This is a genomic window from Pseudoalteromonas sp. PAB 2.2 (assembly GCF_001938575.1).
GTDB lineage: Bacteria > Pseudomonadota > Gammaproteobacteria > Enterobacterales > Alteromonadaceae > Pseudoalteromonas > Pseudoalteromonas lipolytica.
In genome coordinates this window covers 1-19,521 of record NZ_LYPI01000019.1, presented here as the reverse complement: position 1 = coordinate 19,521, position 19,521 = coordinate 1, and the positions used below count along the sequence as shown (strand labels likewise).

Sequence of the window (19,521 nt, the reverse complement as noted above, 5' to 3'; positions counted from 1 at the left end):
TATAGGAAAAATATGCAAAAAATCAAGGCTCCTCGATGGAGCCCAGTTTATTGATTGGCAGCTTTAGCTTCACTCAACTTTTGACCTTGAGTCGTTAAAAATTGCGTGAAACATGGATTATTGGTTTCATCCTGAACATTATAACCAAGACGATTTAAATGCTCGTTAAATACGTCGTAATCACTCGGTTCGATGGCAAATGCAGCAAGTACATTACCTACAGAGCCACCATGATTGCGATAATGGAATAACGTAATATTCCAGTTACTGCCTAACGTATCTAAAAATCGCGCTAATGCACCTGGGTATTCAGGAAATTCAAAACGTAATAATCGCTCATGTAATTGCGCTGGGGCTTTTCCACCCACCATATAACGAATGTGTAATTTAGCCAATTCGTTATCTGACAGGTCACAAAATGTATAGCCATTTTCAGTGAGTACTGCTTTTAACTCATCTAGCTCTTGCTGACCTTGGCGAAGTGCAATACCCACAAATATTTGTGCTTCACCCGGTCCTGCATAACGGTAATTAAACTCTGTAATAGCTCGGCCACCTAACGAAGCACAAAATTGCTTAAAGCTGCCTTTTTCTTCTTTGATGGTGACGGCGAGTAATGCTTCGTTCTTTTCACCCAACGCAGTGCGCTCAGCAACGTAGCGTAAACGATCAAAATTTAAATTCGCGCCCGATAAAATAGCAGCAACATTTAAGCCTTTTACACCGCTTTGCTGACACCATTTTTTCAAACCCGCTGTCGATAAGGCCCCTGAAGGCTCAGCAATTGCACGAGTAGAAACAAAGATATCCTGCATAGCAGCACAAATCTCATCGCCACTCACGGTCACAACTTCATCACAAAACTTTTGTGCTAAGCGGAACGTTTCGGTGCCGATTATTTTTACCGCTACGCCATCAGCAAAACTACCAACGCGGTCAAGCTCCACAGGTTTCCCCGCCTCTAATGCTGCTTTTAAACACGCACTTTCATCCGCTTCAACACCAATTACTTTGATATCAGGTCGCAATGATTTTATGTACACAGCCATTCCCGCCAACAAGCCACCACCGCCAACAGGAATAAAAACGGCATCAAGGTCGTTTAGCTGCTGCATCAGTTCTCGCGCAACTGTGCCTTGACCAATAATGACATCGGGGTCATCAAAAGGAGGCACAAATACGCCATTGCGCTGCTCTGTTAGCGCTAACGCGTGGGCTTTTGCTGCATCAAAGTGATGACCATGTAATACAACCTCACCACCTAGCGCGCGCACTGCACTCACTTTAATTTCGGGTGTGGTTACCGGCATAACAATTGTCGCTTTGTGCCCTAAAAACGATGCACTTAACGCGACGCCTTGAGCATGGTTGCCAGCCGATGCAGTGACCACATCAGAGCCCTTTGGCAACTTACTCAACTTATGGAATGCACCGCGCAATTTAAACGAATAAACCGGTTGTTGGTCTTCACGCTTCAACCACACATGATTACCGAGCCTTGCGCTAAGTTCGGCCATTTCACTGACCTCAGTAACCTTTGCAAGCGGCTCCATATTTGCTTGGATGATAGCGCGAAAATAATCGAGCTCCTGTGAAACCATGATTAACTTAACTCCTCAAGCTTAGCTAAATCACGGACCGCCCCTTTGTCTGCACTGGTTGCCAATAATGCATACGCTTTTAGTGCCGATGATACATAACGCTCACGATCGCGTGGTTTAAAGGCCTCTTTACCACGTGCTAATTGCTTTTGCTTACGTGCTTCAAGCTCTTCATCGCTCAGGGCTAAGGTGATTTCGCGGGTGGCGATATCAATAATAATTTTATCGCCGTTCTCTACATACGCAATTGCTCCCCCGCTGGCAGCCTCAGGCGAGACATGACCAATCGATAAACCAGAGGTACCACCCGAAAAACGGCCATCAGTGATCAATGCACATTTTTCACCTAAACCTACCGATTTTAAGTAGCTGGTCGGGTACAACATCTCTTGCATACCTGGGCCCCCTTTTGGCCCTTCATAGCGGATCACCACAACATCACCCGCTTTTACTTCACCATTTAATATACCTTCAACTGAATCATCCTGTGATTCGTAAACCACTGCTGGGCCTTCAAAATGCAGCATTTCTTCAACAACACCGGCACTTTTAACAATACAACCATCCAGCGCTAAATTTCCCGACAGCACCGCTAAGCCACCATCTTGACGAAACGCATTTTCAACACTGCGAATACAGCCATTTTCACGATCGTTATCCAGTTCAGGCCAACGACATTCTTGGCTCATCGCCTTTGTAGTGCGGATACCCGCTGGGCCTGCTTTATAGAACTTTTGTGCAACAGCATTGTTTGGATCTGTGGCATTCCACTTCTCAACTAACTCCGCCATCTTCATCCCTGCAACGTGATCCACAGACAAATCAACTAATCCCGCTTTACCTAGCTCACGGATAATTGCCATCATGCCACCAGCGCGGTGCACGTCTTCAATGTGATATTTGCTTGTGGCAGGTGCAACTTTACATAAAAAAGGCGTTTTGCGTGAAAGCTCATCAATATGCGACATATCAAAATCGACACCCGCTTCTTGGGCTGCGGCTAATAAATGTAACACCGTGTTTGATGAGCCACCCATTGCAATATCCACCACCATTGCATTCATAAAAGCGGTGCGATTGGCGATGGCACGCGGCAATACGTCGGCATTATCTTTTTGATAATACTCACGGCATAAATCAACGATGCGTGCGCCTGCTTCAACATATAACTGTTTACGGTCTTTATGAGTGGCAAGTGTTGTGCCGTTACCAGGCAATGCCAAACCAATTGCTTCTAATAAGCAGTTCATTGAGTTAGCCGTAAACATCCCCGAACATGAACCACACGTTGGGCACGCTGAGCGCTCTACTTTGTCTGAGTCTTCGTCGCTGACTGAGCTATCGGCACCTTTCACCATGGCATCAACTAAGTCGAGTTTAATGTCGATATCAGCAAGGCGGGTTTTACCTGCTTCCATCGGTCCACCTGACACAAAGATAACCGGAATATTTAAGCGTAATGCAGCCAGCATCATACCTGGGGTGATTTTGTCGCAGTTAGAAATACAGATCATCGCATCGGCACAATGCGCGTTAACCATGTACTCTACTGAGTCAGCAATCAGATCGCGAGAAGGTAGCGAATACAGCATACCGCCGTGGCCCATCGCAATCCCATCATCAATCGCAATGGTATTAAATTCTTTTGGCACACCACCCGCTTCAGTAATCGTTTCGGCCATTAGCTCACTGAGTTGGTTTAAATGAACATGCCCTGGAACAAACTGCGTGTATGAATTCACAACAGCGATAATTGGCTTACCGAAGTCCTTATCTGTCATTCCTGTTGCACGCCACAATGCACGTGCGCCTGCGCGTTTACGACCTTCTGTTGTTGTTGCACTTCGTAATTTAGCCATAGTTACCTCTGTTGTTGCAGTGGCGTGCCACTGACTTCCTCATTCCTAATTTATTTCTTACTAAAGCATAGTCTGTGCTGCTCTAGTTACCTGTTGAATTTGTCTGTGATTAAATTGCTTGCTGTTGCAGCTGACTCTCAAGCGTCACATGCTTTACATCGACCAATTTATTTAACTGCGACGTTAATAAATGAATAGGTTTATCGCTAACCACTGTCATAGTCACTCTGAATGCATCTTCTGCCATTTCTAAGTTCATTTTTGTTAGGTCAAAACCGCGATGACGGGCAACGCGTAAAAAGCGCTCAACAGCGACACTTTGATTTTTGAGTGCAATCGTTAGGGTGTGTTTCATTTTACTGTCTCCGTCATCATCTCATCATTGGCTGCACCGGGTGGTACAAGCGGCCATACATTTTCTTTGTCATCGATACAGACATGTAAAATGTAAGGACCTTGACTATTCACAAGTGCATCAATCGCCGTGTCAACTTCATCCGCTCTTGTCACAGTTTGACCTGGGATACCAAACACTGCAGCGAGTTGAACAAAATCAGGGTTATCTGAAAGATTGGTCTCAGAATAACGCCCCTCGAAAAATAACTGCTGCCATTGACGTACCATGCCTAAACGCTGGTTATCTAAGATAAGTATTTTTACTGGTAAATTATTACGGCGAATTGTCGCCAGCTCTTGAATGTTCATCATGATTGAGCCATCACCCGAGACCGTAATAACAAAATCGTCTGGGCGTGCCACTTGTGCACCTATTGCCGCAGGCAAACCAAAGCCCATCGTACCCGCCCCGCCACTGCTTAAATGATTGCTGGGGTGCGAAAACTTCATATGCTGTGCAACCCACATTTGATGCTGGCCCACATCACAACACACCACACCGGTCTTCGGCATTTTTTGGCTCAGTTGATTTAGCAGGTAAGGCGCAAATACTTTTTCACCCGGATAGTCATAACGCCACGCATGCTCTTTCATCATACTTTCAATATGCAAAAGCCACTCATCTGGGGTTACAAAGCAATCGAGTTGCGGTAGAGACGTTTTTAAGTCAGCGACGAGAGACGCTTTTACAGGCTTTCGTTTGCCGATTTCTGCTGCATCGATATCCAAATGAATAACTTTAGCTTTGGCGGCAAACTTACTTAGGTTGCCCGTAACTCGGTCATCAAAGCGCGCACCAATACACACTAAAACATCGCATTCTTGTACTGCTAAATTAGCCGCTTTGCCACCGTGCATACCTAGCATGCCAAGGTCGTACTCGTAATCAGGTAACACACTCCCCAACGCTTTTAACGTTGTTACCGCTGGCATGTGGGTTTTTTCTAAAAACTGCATAAGCTCGTTTTGTGCATCTGCGGCTTGTACACCGCCCCCCACATAGGCAACGGGTCGTTGTGCTTCACTTAATATTTGATTCGCAATGGCAACTTGGTTGGGGTCAAGTTTTGGCAACGTATCTTCTGCCGCTAACCAAGGATGGAATGGCACCTGTGCCATTTGAATGTCTTTAGGAATATCGACTAACACAGGACCCGGACGCCCTGTTTGCGCTAGGTGGATGGCTTCTTGCAGTATTTCAGCTAAATCTTCAGGGCGTTCAACCATGTAGCTGTGCTTTGTACAAGACAACGACATACCGAGTACATCAATCTCTTGGAATGCATCTGAGCCAATCGCTGCGGTAGGCACTTGCCCCGTTATCGCCAATAATGGCACCGAATCCATCATCGCATCAGCCAATGCCGTGATAAGGTTAGTCGCACCCGGGCCTGACGTTGCAAAACACACTCCCAACTTACCCGTACTACGTGCAAAACCTACAGCGGCAAAGCCAGCGCCTTGTTCATGACGGGTCAAATAATGTTTGACGGGCGCGCCATACAAAGCGTCGTAAATAGGCATGATGGCACCACCCGGGTAACCAAAGACATCCTTTACGCCATGTTTGGCTAATAAATCGATTGTTAACTCTGCGCCTGTCATCTTAAATCCTCATTCCTCAGTGACGTTGTGTATTTTTTGCGGTTAAAACAAAAAGCCCCCCGGACTGTTAAGTGCGGGGGGCTTTTTTAATGCTTCACTTTTCTCTAAGCACTAAGTAGCCCCCGCGGTAATAATAATCACCACGACGTTAATTAGGATTAGAGATAGTTTATTTGTAAGCATTTACTGATACCAAATTCGTGTCATTTGTTGCGGAAATCTAGCCATCCCGCTGCCTTTTTCTATTAGTACCGCGCCCAGCCCTTCAAGTCAACATAAAAATCAATTCAAAAAACATCACAAAAAACGAAATTAAAGAAATAAATATCTAAAATTAACTATATTTAAGATTAAAAATTCACATATAGCTAGCTATTGAAATTTCATACCTCGTTATAACCAATTAAATGATTGATTAATTTTTAGCTTTCATAGGTGATTTTTTTCGGGTTGTTCTCATTTTATTAAACCTCTCTGTGAAAATTAGTTTAGTATTGAAAACAACAACAGCATGAAAAGGAAAGTTATGAAATTCATACAGCGTATTAATGCCCTGTTTTTTGTTCTACTACTACTGGGCTTTAGCCAGCAAGTATTTGCTGAACCAGGACTTTGGAAAGTAGAGAAAAACGGCATTGCCTCATATTTATTCGGCACGGTGCATGTCGGTGATAAAAGTATGCAAGGACTGCCAAGCAAAGTAACCAATGCACTTGATAAGACCGATAAAGTCATCGTTGAAGTCGATATCAGTGCGATATCTCCTGTCGATATGCAACGTCGCTCATTGCCTTTTATGATGCTAAAAGACGGCAAAACATTACAGTCAGAACTCTCTGAAGCTAACTATGCCAAACTGCAAAAATACTTTGCAGATAAGTCCATAGATATTGCTATGTTTAAAAACTTAGCACCGTGGGCCGTCATGATAACCATGATGCAAATGGAGTTTCAAAAAGTGGGGTTTTCTGACCAATACGGAATTGACAAGCAAGTCCTTGCTTACGCTAAAGACCATAAAATTTCAGTGGGTGAGCTTGAAACGCTAGAACGACAAATGGAAATGTTTGAACACTTAGCAATCATGAATGATAAAATGATTGAAGAAACTTTCGCGCAACTCGCCGATGCCGACACCTATTTCTTTGGTTTAATAAACGCGTGGAAGTCGGGTGATATGGAAACACTCACTCAGTTTTATAACGAAAGTTTTGATGACTCACAGTATGGTGAACTCAGTGAACAAGTGATGCTAATTGATCGCAACAACAACTGGGTTGAGCAATTATCTAAGCGTATCGGTAAAGAAAAGCTATTTATAGCAGTCGGGGCACTGCATTTGCCTGAGCAGCACGGTTTACTTAAACAGCTAGCCGATAAAGGCTTTACGGTGACACGCATTTAAATCAATTGCATGTCCAAAAAGCGCCTAAGGCGCTTTTTTTATGTCATTTTCCATCTCTAAATAATGCGCTATTCCAGCAATGTGATCGCTTGCATGGTGATTAACATAAATCACGGTACTGGTTTTTGCGCTGCAAATTTTTTCGATTAATAATAAAACCCGCTGTCTGTTTGCCTCATCAAGCCCTAAACATGGCTCATCGAGAATGAGTAAGTTAGGATGCTTAACCATCGCGCGGGCAATCAACAACAAGCGTTGATCACCAAATGACAACTGAGTAAATGAACTGTTTTGTTTATCACTTAAGCCAAGTAGTGCTAGCCAATTTTTAGCTATAGCCAGCTGTTTATCACTCGCTTTTTGATAAAGGCCAATACTGTCATAAAAACCAGAAATAATCGTATTCAACGCCGAAGTACCCACACGGTAGTCCATGTGTAACGCATTAGAAATATAACCAATATGCTGCTTTATTTGCCAAATACTTTCGCCACTCCCCCGCTGATAACCAAATACCTTGATGTCGTTGTTATAACACTGTGGGTTATCGCCAGTAATGAGGTTTAATAGGCAGGTTTTACCAGAACCGTTTTTGCCGGTTAATTGCCAATGCTCGCCTTGATTAATTTGCCAATTAAGCTTTTCAAAAATAGCTTTTCCGCCAAAGCTGACCGACGCATTCGTGAGTTTAACCAGGATAGGGTCAATGAGCGGTGGCGCTTGATGGTCACTATCAGCCTCTGGTATCTCTAAATCGGTGTGTGTTAGATGCAATAGTTTAAGTAAATCATCTCGCTGTTCAGCACTTGGCTGCACTAATTGATGAGTAACTTTACCGTCTTTTATAAACGCATAATGATCAACACAGTCTGGAATCTCAGATAAGCGATTAAGCACAAAAACCATCGTTGTTGTTTCACTTAACTTTGCTAACTGATGGTTCAATTCAGTCATCGCTGCTACATCTAAGCCATCAAAGGGCTCATCAAGTATCAATAGCTCAGGCTGACCTATTAACGCTTGGATCAGCATTAATTTACGTGTTTCACCGGTCGATAAATCACGAAACGCTTTATGTAGTTTACTTTCAAAATCAAAGGTCCCTAATAGCTGATTGAGCAGCTGATTGTCGATTTGTTGAGGGCTTCGACCTGCTAAAATGAGGTCGCTGACACGACTGAATGAAGACACCCCTTCAATAATATCATCCTGATCTTTGTTTAATTCTTCTGCAAGTAATTGCTTTTGTCTATCTGGCGATACCAGCGCGACGCGCTCAAAACTATTTGTGTACTGGCCTTGTTCGATAGTAGCAAACCCAGCGATAACAGCCGCTATTGCCGACTTTCCGGCCCCATTTGCACCTAGTAACACCCAGTGCTGCGATGCTGATACTGTCATGCTTAAATTGTCTACACAATATACATCATTGCCCTGCCCTTTTAGGCTGGCTTTAACATTAACCAACTGCGTTTGTTGCACTTTGAACCCTCATTCCACGTTATGTTTAGTTCGACGTTACCGCATTCAATAAAAAATTAAAAACCGTTTAAACCTTTTTTAATCACCGCTGCGACTAAGGTATAAAAGGTCATTAACAGGAACATACAATGAAAGAATTACTGGGTGTAGCAGCAGTGGGCTTAATACTGACAACCTCACAAGCAATGGCAAAAGATTCACGTGAACTCAATCACACGTTTGCGATTAATAATGCCAGTCAGCTTGATATCGACTTTCCGGTGGGCAGCTTAGAAGTACAAAGCTATGACGGCAGCGAAGTACACGTCACCATTCGTATTGAGCCAAAAAATGACAAAGGCTGGTTTGGCTCAGAGATTGACTTGTCAGACATCGAACTGAACCACTCTCAACGCGCTAATCTATTAAGTTTGAAATTAGATAACGATGACATTCAACAAAATTGGTTAGTTAAAATGCCAAAATCAATGGCGATTGATGTTGAATTAGGTGTGGGTGACATTGAGATTAATGAACTGAGCAATTCGGTTGAGATTGAACTGGGTGTCGGTGCAGTGCGGATCGATAGTGCACTTGATGACTACAAACGCATTGAATTAGAGTCAGGTGTTGGTGATACCAAAATTCGTGGCTTAAAAAATGAGGCTAACACGCACCGTAAAGTGGTGAGCTCACAGTCAAGTTACCAAGGCAACGGTCAGTACAACATTGACGTAGAAGTCGGCGTTGGTGACATAAAAGTTAGACACTAACTCTTCATTTTAAACAACTTATCCCTGTTTGCCCTCTGTGAATAATGCGCCGAGGGCTTTTTGCACTGACTCGACTGAAATCGGCTTATACACATGCATATCGGCGCCTAAGTCATAAATTCGTTGCAAGTCCTCATTCGAGGTGTTGGCTGTTACGGCAAGTATCGGCGTTAATAGCGATTGTTCATTGCGGATAATATCTGTTGCCTTAAAACCATCCATAACTGGCATGTTTAAATCCATAAATATCACATCGTATTTTTTTTCAGCTGTCATACTTGTCGCAATTAAGCCATTACTCGCAATGTCATAACTAAAGTCAAACTGACTAATAATACGCCCTAAAATTGTGGCATTGAGAGGATTATCTTCAACTATTAAGCAATGCAGGTTTGTTGGTAACTGCATTGGCATTTCAGATTTGGGGGCATTTTCGAGATCCAAATGAATAACGACTTTAACCCCATGAGGCTGAACGTTTTGAAACTCAATCTTGCCATTCAGTGCTTTTACAATATGCATAACCCGTAAAAGGCCTGTTTTTAAGCCCTGAAAATGCTGTTCGCTATCATGCTCAAAGTCAAGCAGCTCAGCAGGAGGATGCTCAAAACCGGTGCCATTATCTTGCACTTCCAGAATAACCTGTTTGTGACCTTTGCAAATCGCATTCACGGCAATTCGACCTTGTTTAGGGGTGAACTTAACCGCATTATTGATAAGCTCAGAAAGCACTTGTTGTAGCCTTGCGTGATCGGTCACCACGTCTTTGTCTAATGCCTCAGACATATTCACACTGAGCGTAATATTTTTATCGTTACACGCGTACTTATAAGGCGCAATAGCTTGATTCAAGGTGGTTAGTAAGTTGCTTGAATGTGGCTTTAGCTGCCAGTCGCCTGATGATAGCTGTTGTAAATCGAGTAGCTCATCGAGCATAGCGACCAAACGGTTAACGCAGTATATGGCTTGTTGCTTCGTCAGTTGTTGATTATCGCTAATATCAAGCGCTTCTATCGACGAGGTAAGACCTTGCAAGGGGGTTCTGAACTCATGACTTGTTCGCGCAATAAACCGCTCTTTATTTTTATTAACCCGCTCTGCATACTCTTTTTGTTGTTGGTATTTCTGAATGGTATTTGCAATCAGCTTTTCCATAGGTTTAAAAATAAAAATAAGCTCTATGATTAACAACACAATAGCAGCAAGCCAAAACACCACCTCAAGTACCGAGATAATAGTGACTTTATACACCGATTCTTGCTCGAGTAATTTTACCGCTTGATCTAACTTAGTTAGCAGCGCCTCTAATTGTTCGCTCACAAAAATAGAACTGTCTATATTGCTGGAGTTAGTGCGACTATTTAATAACTGCTGAGCCTGACTTACGTAGCGCTTAACATGCGCATCAAGTTGGTTTGGAGGAGAAAAGTAATGCGCTTCGAGTGCAGAGTTTAAATGAATAAATTCGCCATTGTCTTGTTCAAGTAAAAACTGATGTCCTGACACAAATTGTTCTACAGCCTGCTGTAACAACCTACGATGTTGCTCTTTTAGGCGCTCTGAATCCTGATAGATCAAGGCATTTCCATGCAGCGCTATTTTTTGTGAAAGCATCCGCTGCTTACCGGCAATGTTGATCACCTTCGCATCCCCTTTTTGCACATAAAAAAGAGTCTGCATTAGGGCAGCAGAGATGGTTATCAAAATAGCAATGGCTGATAACCCCCACCGATATCGTTGTCGGATATCCTTAACTAGCTTCAACATGTATTACTCATTTATTTTTAAGCATAATTGTAGTTCACATTTCACAATAAAGCCCACTCTCGGTGGGCTTTAAACTATCGGTTAACACTATCAATTACTTTATCTATTTTCGAGCCGATTATAATCAAATAGCCCAAACTCAACACCGCGATATTGCTTGGCAACGTGGTGCAAAATATCACTGTATTGCCAAAACTGTGGGTGCGTTCGACGAATGGAAAACTCACTTTTCAAGTCTCTGTACGCTGCTTCATCAGTGACTTTAGCAAGGCCTGATGCGAACGCATTAACTTGCTCAGTATTGTGTAAGTACCAAATCGCTTCAGGGTAGTCACCAATAAAACCAGGCACAATCGTCACGGTATCTTCATCATAGGCACGCTGACCTTCTTCGTTCAATAAGCTCGAAATATTATAATGAGCATTATGGTGAATAATGGTGTATGCCTTATGCGCATCCGCCCCCTCTTTCACTAACACAAATGAAATTTGTGGCAATAAGTTAATCGCTTTTACCGGTAACTCATTAATCTGCGAGAGAGGCTCTGGTACTTGCGTGTAATCATAACGCGTACTCAATATAGGCTTTAACTTTGCTTTAAGGATGTTGAATAACTCTGCCTGTGGGTCTGTGGTTTTATATTCAATGCCCGATGGCTGACTAAAGGACAGTTCATCTTCAAAAAAGCTCGTGAGACTTGGCGGTGATTTACGATACCATTGGGCTTTGATTTCTTCTCGTTTGTTCTCTGGTAGTAACGCTAAGTAATTGCCCTCACCCTCTAAGCGTAAAAAGTCCATGTATAAACGCGTTAATAATTGATGGCCTATATTGCCATACACATCAAAGCCAGCCACCAGCAAGTAGTGAATGCGCTCAAACAAAGCATAATCAAGCACCCATGCTGTTTTAGGCTGTTGGCCTATCCAGCCTTTAACCACGGTTGCACTATCAAAATGACGAAAAACGGTGAGTGCCGCATTTTGATTATGACCATCGCCACGCCACAGTAAATCGGTGGTTAAGTGCTGGCCATTGGCGAACATTTTGTTGGCCAAAGCCACTTTAGCAGAGAGATACTTATTTTGACTCTTTGAGTATTTCACCCAGCTTGAAATAGGCAGTGCGTTACTTTCTTCTTCAGCGGGCAATGCCAGTGCATCTTCATGCTGTAATAACAGTTCACCCACCTTAGGGGTTGCTGCCATTTCAGGTTTTGCAAAGGCAACCCAAAATTGATCGTTAATAACATTAAGGGCTATTTGACCACGACATACAGGGCCTTTAATAAACCCCATAATGATCAGTTCAGCTTCATCAAGCATAAACTGATAACGAGAATTTACCGGGATGGCCGCAAATGCTTTAAATGGATTTGAAGCAACATCCGGTTTATAGCTTGGCAGCTTATCAACCTGATACTCTGTTTCGATGAATTGAGCGTGCAAACGCGCAAGTTTTTCATCATTAAGAGCAAGCGGAAGGTGTGTTTTTGCCAAAATAGTTGAACGGTCATGCATCAAACGATAATAAACCCGAGATACCTTGGGATCTTCGTAAGGACGACGCGTACTAATCACTTTAACGTCTTGGCCCGGTGGGGTTGATGAGCGAACGAGTTTAAAGTAGCTGTGTTTATCTCCCTGTTCGGGGAAATAAATATGGGCTAAATACCAGTGCTCATAAATATACCGAGCTGCAAGTTGATGCTTTAAACCCTCTTGGTTTAAAAACGCTTCCCAGCGCTCAACTTGTTTAAGTACGTTTTTTTCTGGCGGCTCAATATGTGCCAGATAGCCCCCTTGCTTTAACCATTTTGCTAAACGCTGAAATTCTTCACTTGAAATACCCGGCAAACCATATGGCATCCCACTGTGCGGGTTGTCTTTTGCAAACGCATCGAACTCATTCATGGTTGTACATGTTTGCTCACGATCGAGACTAAAATCAAATTCATCACCTAAGATTGCTTGTGTCGGAAGCGGGCTACTTTGTTTAAGCACTAACGCATTGTAAAGGACACTGGCAGCCAGATTTGCCTCTTCAGTTTGCACACGCTCATTAAGCACCGGTGTAAAACCTTTTTCTCGCCACTCAGTGGTATCGAGTGCGTCAAACAGCAGTCGGCTAGGCTCTTGGGCCAGTAAGCGCGTTCCATCGTAAACACGTTCTTTACTGAGGCCTCTGTCGATGCCCTCAACCGAGGATAACTTCAATTGACACGGCGCATCATAACAGCCATGACACACCACACAGCGACTATCAAGCACTGGCTTTACATCTGCCAAAAACTCAGCACCTTGTGGGGTTGATGCTGCAACAACACGCTGTTGAGGCTGCTCTTTACCAAATAGCTCATCATAGTGCGCTGCCCCTAAATAAGCGCAACCACTTAATAAGATTAAGCCGAATAGTGTCGTGAAGGTTTTTTTCATCCTTCTTCCTCGCTATCCTCTAGGTCATCACCTAAGTCAAAGGTTGGCATCATATCGACTTGAGGCGATACAAAACTGCTGTCGCCCTCAGCGCTGAGCATTGCACTTAATAGTGGCCCACGAACAAGGGTTAGCTGAGCATGGTGCTCACCCTTTATCAGTGACTGATATTGTTCAGCCAATGCTTCGAGTCGATAATCAGTTAAGGCAATAGCCACACTACTATCAACAGCAGGATTCTGGCAAAGCTGGGTAAGGAGATTTTCATCTAATGTGACGTGTAAAAGTAAATCAGGCGACTCAATGTCACGACTATTGAGATGCTCATCGAAATAAAAAAGGGGAAGGGTTAAATCGCTATTTTGCTCTAGTTCCATGTGCTGTTCTCTACATCAATATGGCTGTCATTGTAGAAGTATAGCAAACAAAAAGAGCAAAAATTAGCGAAAGTTATCAGCAGTTAACCGCTTTTTTATTGCTAACTGCTTTACTGTTAATGACTTATTTTCTCACTCTTTACCAAGGTAAAGTTTCACCATTTGAGTGCCAAAAACCACCACTATTATCAAGGTTTAGCTCATCGATGCGCTTTATTAAACGTTCAGCGGCTGTCTCTGGGCTGATATCACCTGCAAAATTTACCATCTCTGTTTGTACAAACCCGGGATGAAATAGCCCAACGGCTATCTGCTTATCTTTAAGCTCATGAGCCAAACTCACTCCCGCAGCATTGAGTGCGGCTTTTGACATACGATAGCCTATATAACCTCCCGAGCCGTTATCAGCGATTGAGCCCATTCGTGATGTAATCATCGCTACTTTGGCATCAATCCCTAAGTTTTGTAATAACGCGTGAGTAATACGAACAGGCGCAATGGCATTCACACTTATTTGCTTTTCAATTGCAGCAAAATCCATCTCATCGAGGGTTTCGTTATGAAAAATACCCGCGTTGTTGATCAAAATATCTATTTTGTCGCCATGAAGATGATTGGCAAGTGTTGTTACATCGTCTGGATTAGCGACATCAATATCACTGATTATTTTCACATCGAGCGCTTTTAGCTCTTCACTTGGCGTGCGAACAACCGCCGTAACACGGTTTCCTAGTGCTAAATAGTGCTTACAGAAATTAAGACCAATACCTTTATTGGCACCCGTTACAACCACATGTTTTGTCATTCGTCTGCTCCTTCGTTAGCGTATACCCTATACCTTGGGACTGATAACAAAAAACCAAGGGCTGGTGCTTATTGAACTGTGTACTTTAAATGATAAATCGCACAGCCAAACACATGCTGTAAGGGTGTGCCGCTTTAATACATTCAGCGGCAACGTTTAGCAAGGCATGTTAATGATGGTGCTGATGCTCACTTTGCAATTGATTACCTTGCGCATCATAAAAACCAGTCGCGCCATGCTCTACAAACCCTAAATTAATCATCTTGGCTAAAAAGGGGTCGCTTTCATTGTCACCAATGTCGGCATAATCTGTCGTTTGAAAGTTATCCCACTTGGCAAATTGTGCTGTTACCGCGTCTTTATTGTGCTCAACCGTGGTTAAAGCAACTGTGCGACTATAAGAAGGCGATGAAATACGCATTTCTTTAACCAGCTGCTGATTAGCAAGCCACGTTAACTCTATTTTTGTCTCTGCTTGCTGGTATTGATAATGTTCAGTCAGCTCACAACCTTCGCCTGCACTGTTTTTTAAAGTCATTTTTTCGAGCAGTGCATTACTTACCAACTGATATTTGGCACTCCAATCCTGTTCGCCCTGAACCTCAGAAGGCTGATATTCAATACCACGCTGTGCGTGTTGAAAGTAACGGATTGGTCGCATTTGCTGATTACGTAACTGTTGCCACAACTCGATAAATTGTGGGTTTTGCTTAGCCACTTGATGAGGCGTACGCCAAAGCGTAAAGGCGTTTTCTGTGTGCTGTTTGTTAGCAACAGCATCGGTTGTGACAGTATAGTTTGCTTTCGCATAACCGGTGTTTATATCGCACTGACCTGCAACAGCAAGTGGGCTAAGTAATGAAGCAATTAATATCGCAGCTTTCACGGGAGTCTCTTTTCTTTTAAAGGTGTTGTATTCGATGTAAGGAGAGCCCCTAAGGGCTCTCTGCTAACATTTATTGGGCTAATTTAGCATCAGCTTGTTTCACAAGGTCAGCCGCATAATCCATCACATGGAAAATAAGGCTTTGCTCATTCGTACCAGTAACTAAATGGGCTCCTGGGCCTACTGCATACACACCGACATCTTCTGCTGCGTGTGTTTCAGAACTAAGCGGTACCACCGCTTCTTGATGGAAACCCGGTGTGGTTGTATCAACATCGGTGAGATCAACACGCCCAGTCACGGGTGCAAAGTTATAGCCCGCATCCGCATCGGTTTCATCACCTAAGTCACGAAAGCCACCGCCATTAGTGTATCCTACAGTAGTGTATGGCATATTATCCGCTGCGAGTGATGGCTCATCACTCCCCACAGGCACGACTTTACCTAAAATTGGGTTACCACGTTTTGGATAACCAGCAATCGTGAACACATGGCTGTGGTCAGCCGTAACAATGATCAAAGTATCTTCAATGCTGGTTTTATCCAATGCAACTTGAACAGCCTTTGAAAGCTCAACCGTATCACTTAATGCGTTGTACGCATTGCCCGCATGGTGAGCATGGTCAATACGACCCGCTTCAACGGTTAAAAAGAAACCTTTGTCATTGTTATCAAGCACGTCAATTGCTTTTGCGGTCATTTCAGATAATGAAGGCTCACCAGCAATATCGTTAGCGCGATCGGCTTCATACTGCATATGTGATTCATTGAATAAACCAAATAAACGCTCAGTTGTGTCTGCATTCACAGCATTAAAACTTGCTTGGTCCATAACATATTGACCCGCTGGGTATTTCGCTTTCCACTCAGCAGTTAGGTCGCGACCATCCGTACGGTCACCTTCAACACTGCTTACAGCGTCCGCAGAGTTAAACGCGGCATCTTTAGGTAAGAAGTGACGACGACCACCGCCCAACACGACTTCTAAGCCATCAACATCTAATCCCGCATAACGTGCTTCAAGGTTTGCTTCGAAGTTAACGAGTTGCGAGGCGATATCTTCACATCCCGCAGCGACAGCCGCTTCTGGCATATCAGATACATCTTCCCAGTTACGGTCAGCCGATTTTGCATAGGTGGCGGCAGGTGTGGCGTGTGTAATTCGCGCTGTTGATACAATCCCAGTCGATTTGCCTGCCATTTCAGCAAGCTCTGTTGCTGTTACCAGCTCATTACCCGCAACCGTCGCACAGTTACCACGTTCGATATCTTCATCAACGCCGATAACACCTGCATCTGTTTTAACACCAGATGCCATTGCTGTCATCGTACCCGCAGAATCCGGCGTTTGTGCGTCAACGTTGTATGTTTTTGCAAAACCAGAAAACGGCATCGCTTCAAAACTCAGTTGATGCTCTTCGCCCAGCTTGCCTTCAAGCTGACCCGCCATAATGCGTGCCGCTGTCACGGTAGAAATCCCCATACCGTCACCCACAAATAGAATAACGTTTTTCGCTTTCCCTGACTCTTTAGCAACCGCAGCGATGCTCTCTTCGCTTGCCGCCATCTTAACTTTTGCGGCTTTAAACCAATCATTGCTCGTCAGTGGCGCAAGCTGCTGTGCGGTCAGTGATGTGGCTGGGTCATTACACGCAACCGTTGTCTCTGTGATTTCTGCTGAGTCTAGCTCACCATTGCGGTTTGTATCTTCACCCAATACGGTTTCAGTACCACCATTTACACACTGCTCAGACCCGACAGCTAAGGTGTTTTCAACTGTGATTGTTTCAATTGGGCCTTTGTCATCATCATCAGAACAACCCGCTAATGCCACTACTACAGCAAGAGAAATTAAATTTAGTTTTTTCATTGTCATCGCCATTATTCTTCAATTAGTTCTAGAGCTTGATTTATGATGTGGAAAATTACATTTTGCTCCACAACGCCTTGCGCTAACTGCGCACCTGGACCTTTTGCATGCAATGAAATGTCTTCGCCCGCATGTGTCTCAGAACTTAATGGCACAGTGGCTTCTTGGTGGTAACCTGGGGTCGTTGTATCAACACCCGTTAAGTCAACACGGCCAGCAAATGCAGCGTCGTTATATGACGCATCTGCATCAGTCTCATCGCCTAAATCACGAAAGCCTAAACCATTTGCATACCCGACTGTTGTATACGGCATACCGTCTGCAGCTAGAGTCGGCGTTTCTTTACCAACGGCAACCACTTGACCCAGTATTGGATTACCGCGTTTTGGGTAACCCGCAATGGTAAATACATGACTGTGATCTGCGGTGACTAAAATAAGCGTTTCTTCTGGGTTAGTGTTTTCAACAGCCGCTTGCACTGCTTTTGCAAATTCAACGGTGTCGTTTAATGCGTTGTAAGCATTTCCCGCATGGTGAGCATGGTCAATACGTCCTGACTCAACCGTTAAGAAAAATCCTTTATCATTATTTTTAAGAATGTCGATAGCTTTAGAGGTCATTTGTGATAATGAAGGCTCGCCCGCAATATCGTTACTACGGTCTGCTTCATACTGCATGTGTGACTCATTAAATAGTGCAAACACGCGTTTTGTATCTGCATTTAGTGAATCGAAACCAGCTTGATCCGTGACATACTGACCCTCTGGGTAGAGTGTTTTCCATTCTGCAGTTAGGTCTCGCTCGTCTGTGCGGTCCCCTTCGACTTCACTAACAGCATCAGCTGAATTGAATGCCGCATCTTTCGGTAAAAAGTGACGACGACCACCGCCCATCACAACCTCTAAACCATCCACGTCAGTACCGACAAAACGTGCCTCTAAGTTCTTCTCAAAGTTAACAAGTTGAGATGCAATATCTTCACAACCAGCTGCAACGGCATCAGCCGGCATATCAGAAATATCTTCCCAGTTACGATCCGCCGATTTTGCATAAGTTGCAGCAGGTGTCGCGTGTGTGATTCGTGCTGTTGATATTACCCCCGTTGCTAGGCCTTTAATTTCAGCCAGTTCAGTCGCGGTGATTAATTCATTGCCAGCAACTGTCGCACACTTGCCACGCTCAATATTTTCATTAACACCAATCACGCCAACGTCTGTCTTAACTCCTGAGATAATCGCCGTCATCGTCCCCGCAGAATCAGGAGTTTGTGCATCCACGTTGTAAGTCTTAATTTGCGCAGAGTAAGGGAACTCTTCAAAACTTAAAAAACCTTCTTCGCCAGACTTACCGCTCATTTGACCTGCCATGATGCGTGATGCAGTGAGTGTCGACACCCCCATACCATCACCCACAAATAAGATCACATTCTTCGCTTTAAATGCCTGTTCTGACTGAGCTACCTGTTCTTTCTTGATTAATTTAGCTTCAGCGGCACTGTACCACTCATTTTGTTTTTGACTATCTGGTAACACACCGGCATTCGCCGTCGCTGACAATGCCAACGTAAAGCCAATTGCTGAGGCAATTTTATTAATTTTCATCGTTACGTTCCGTTAGTACGTTATTTTAAGAATTGTATGCGACTAATTAAGCTGCACATGGATAATTAGCGAGCTTATGGTAGGAAGTATTTATGACTGAATAAGTGACTTTTAATGACGAAAATATTAAACAACTGATTAACAGCCAAAAGAAAGAAGCACTGTTTTAAGGTGGTTAATAAAGGCGAGTAGCGAGTAGCGAGTAGCGAGTAGCGAGAACAAAATAAAGCCACGTTAGCCTCAAGCAAACTTTTTGATGTTTAATTACACCAGTAAGTAACCCCCGCTCGGTATCTAACTTCTAATATCTAACTTCTAATATCTAATTTCTAATATCTAATATCTATTTTCTCATCCATAAAAAAACCCGAGACTAAGCTCGGGTTTTTCTTGAATGCTTAATGCATCACTATAGTTGATTACTCAACGATAGTTGCAACAACACCAGCACCAACTGTACGGCCACCTTCACGGATAGCGAAGCGTAAACCTTCGTCCATCGCGATTGGAGCGATTAGCTCTACAGTCATCTTGATGTTATCACCAGGCATTACCATTTCAACGCCGTCTGGTAACTGTACGTCACCTGTTACGTCAGTTGTACGGAAGTAGAACTGTGGACGGTAACCTTTGAAGAATGGAGTATGACGGCCACCTTCATCTTTAGAAAGTACGTATA

Annotated in this window: 14 protein-coding genes and 1 pseudogene; 2 read left to right on the top strand and 13 right to left on the bottom strand. The window is 43.6% G+C overall.

Annotated features, from left to right (window positions below; translation table 11 throughout):
- Positions 1 to 47: 47 nt before the first annotated feature.
- From ilvA to ilvG, 4 genes are all read right to left on the bottom strand, one after another.
- Positions 48 to 1,601, bottom strand: coding sequence for a threonine ammonia-lyase, biosynthetic (gene ilvA / locus BWD47_RS16410; RefSeq protein WP_065978247.1), 1,554 nt, complete (start codon positions 1,599 to 1,601; stop codon positions 48 to 50).
- Positions 1,602 to 1,603: 2 nt separating this feature from the next.
- Positions 1,604 to 3,460: a dihydroxy-acid dehydratase gene (ilvD, locus tag BWD47_RS16405; RefSeq protein ID WP_075594318.1), complete on the bottom strand. Its 1,857-nt coding sequence runs from the start codon at positions 3,458 to 3,460 to the stop codon at positions 1,604 to 1,606.
- Positions 3,461 to 3,569: 109 nt separating this feature from the next.
- Entirely contained in the window at positions 3,570 to 3,815 is a 246-nt protein-coding gene (gene ilvM / locus BWD47_RS16400) for an acetolactate synthase 2 small subunit (RefSeq protein ID WP_036971521.1), read from the bottom strand.
- Complete coding sequence (gene ilvG, locus BWD47_RS16395) at positions 3,812 to 5,461, bottom strand: acetolactate synthase 2 catalytic subunit (RefSeq protein ID WP_036971524.1); 1,650 nt, start codon at positions 5,459 to 5,461, stop codon at positions 3,812 to 3,814. Before ilvG ends, ilvM begins: the two co-directional genes overlap by 4 nt.
- A gap of 526 nt (positions 5,462 to 5,987) precedes the next feature.
- On the opposite strand from ilvG, the gene BWD47_RS16390 reads away from it, so the two are divergent.
- On the top strand, positions 5,988 to 6,866 hold the full coding sequence (locus tag BWD47_RS16390; protein ID WP_036971526.1) for a TraB/GumN family protein: 879 nt from the start codon (positions 5,988 to 5,990) through the stop codon (positions 6,864 to 6,866).
- Positions 6,867 to 6,890: 24 nt separating this feature from the next.
- Here BWD47_RS16390 and modF read toward each other — a convergent pair whose 3' ends face one another.
- On the bottom strand, positions 6,891 to 8,348 hold the full coding sequence (gene modF / locus BWD47_RS16385) for a molybdate ABC transporter ATP-binding protein ModF (RefSeq protein WP_075594317.1): 1,458 nt from the start codon (positions 8,346 to 8,348) through the stop codon (positions 6,891 to 6,893).
- Between the two features lie 128 nt (positions 8,349 to 8,476).
- Between modF and BWD47_RS16380 the strand changes: the two genes are divergently transcribed.
- A complete protein-coding gene (locus BWD47_RS16380) occupies positions 8,477 to 9,100 on the top strand; it encodes a DUF4097 family beta strand repeat-containing protein (protein ID WP_075594316.1) in 624 nt (207 codons plus the stop codon).
- An 18-nt stretch (positions 9,101 to 9,118) separates the two neighbouring features.
- Here the strand turns inward: BWD47_RS16380 and BWD47_RS16375 are convergent, their stop codons facing one another.
- The 8 genes and pseudogenes from BWD47_RS16375 to BWD47_RS16340 all read right to left on the bottom strand — a co-directional run.
- The gene (locus BWD47_RS16375; protein ID WP_065978251.1) at positions 9,119 to 10,867 is read right to left on the bottom strand and encodes a response regulator; all 1,749 of its coding nucleotides are present in this window, start codon (positions 10,865 to 10,867) and stop codon (positions 9,119 to 9,121) included.
- Between the two features lie 99 nt (positions 10,868 to 10,966).
- Positions 10,967 to 13,303, bottom strand: coding sequence for a fatty acid cis/trans isomerase (locus tag BWD47_RS16370; protein WP_036971537.1), 2,337 nt, complete (start codon positions 13,301 to 13,303; stop codon positions 10,967 to 10,969).
- A complete protein-coding gene (locus BWD47_RS16365) occupies positions 13,300 to 13,680 on the bottom strand; it encodes a hypothetical protein (RefSeq protein ID WP_036971539.1) in 381 nt (126 codons plus the stop codon). Before BWD47_RS16365 ends, BWD47_RS16370 begins: the two co-directional genes overlap by 4 nt.
- A 139-nt stretch (positions 13,681 to 13,819) precedes the next feature.
- A complete protein-coding gene (locus BWD47_RS16360) occupies positions 13,820 to 14,485 on the bottom strand; it encodes an SDR family oxidoreductase (protein WP_074989869.1) in 666 nt (221 codons plus the stop codon).
- Positions 14,486 to 14,654: 169 nt separating this feature from the next.
- Positions 14,655 to 15,371, bottom strand: coding sequence for a hypothetical protein (locus BWD47_RS16355; protein ID WP_075594315.1), 717 nt, complete (start codon positions 15,369 to 15,371; stop codon positions 14,655 to 14,657).
- A gap of 70 nt (positions 15,372 to 15,441) precedes the next feature.
- Positions 15,442 to 17,241, bottom strand: a complete 1,800-nt coding sequence (locus tag BWD47_RS16350; protein WP_075594314.1) for an alkaline phosphatase — start codon at positions 17,239 to 17,241, stop codon at positions 15,442 to 15,444.
- Positions 17,242 to 17,252: 11 nt separating this feature from the next.
- The gene (locus tag BWD47_RS16345; RefSeq protein WP_075594313.1) at positions 17,253 to 18,842 is read right to left on the bottom strand and encodes an alkaline phosphatase; all 1,590 of its coding nucleotides are present in this window, start codon (positions 18,840 to 18,842) and stop codon (positions 17,253 to 17,255) included.
- 419 nt (positions 18,843 to 19,261) lie between these two features.
- Positions 19,262 to 19,521: pseudogene (locus BWD47_RS16340) on the bottom strand (elongation factor Tu); the annotation flags it as partial.

Coding starts and splice junctions, on each gene's coding strand:
- ilvA (WP_065978247.1), bottom strand. CDS start 1,601: ATGGTTTCACAGGAGCTCGATTATTTTCGCGCTATCATCCAAGCAAAT.
- ilvD (WP_075594318.1), bottom strand. CDS start 3,460: ATGGCTAAATTACGAAGTGCAACAACAACAGAAGGTCGTAAACGCGCA.
- ilvM (WP_036971521.1), bottom strand. CDS start 3,815: ATGAAACACACCCTAACGATTGCACTCAAAAATCAAAGTGTCGCTGTT.
- ilvG (WP_036971524.1), bottom strand. CDS start 5,461: ATGACAGGCGCAGAGTTAACAATCGATTTATTAGCCAAACATGGCGTA.
- BWD47_RS16390 (WP_036971526.1), top strand. CDS start 5,988: ATGAAATTCATACAGCGTATTAATGCCCTGTTTTTTGTTCTACTACTA.
- BWD47_RS16380 (WP_075594316.1), top strand. CDS start 8,477: ATGAAAGAATTACTGGGTGTAGCAGCAGTGGGCTTAATACTGACAACC.
- BWD47_RS16375 (WP_065978251.1), bottom strand. CDS start 10,867: ATGTTGAAGCTAGTTAAGGATATCCGACAACGATATCGGTGGGGGTTA.
- BWD47_RS16370 (WP_036971537.1), bottom strand. CDS start 13,303: ATGAAAAAAACCTTCACGACACTATTCGGCTTAATCTTATTAAGTGGT.
- BWD47_RS16365 (WP_036971539.1), bottom strand. CDS start 13,680: ATGGAACTAGAGCAAAATAGCGATTTAACCCTTCCCCTTTTTTATTTC.
- BWD47_RS16360 (WP_074989869.1), bottom strand. CDS start 14,485: ATGACAAAACATGTGGTTGTAACGGGTGCCAATAAAGGTATTGGTCTT.
- BWD47_RS16350 (WP_075594314.1), bottom strand. CDS start 17,241: ATGAAAAAACTAAATTTAATTTCTCTTGCTGTAGTAGTGGCATTAGCG.
- BWD47_RS16345 (WP_075594313.1), bottom strand. CDS start 18,842: ATGAAAATTAATAAAATTGCCTCAGCAATTGGCTTTACGTTGGCATTG.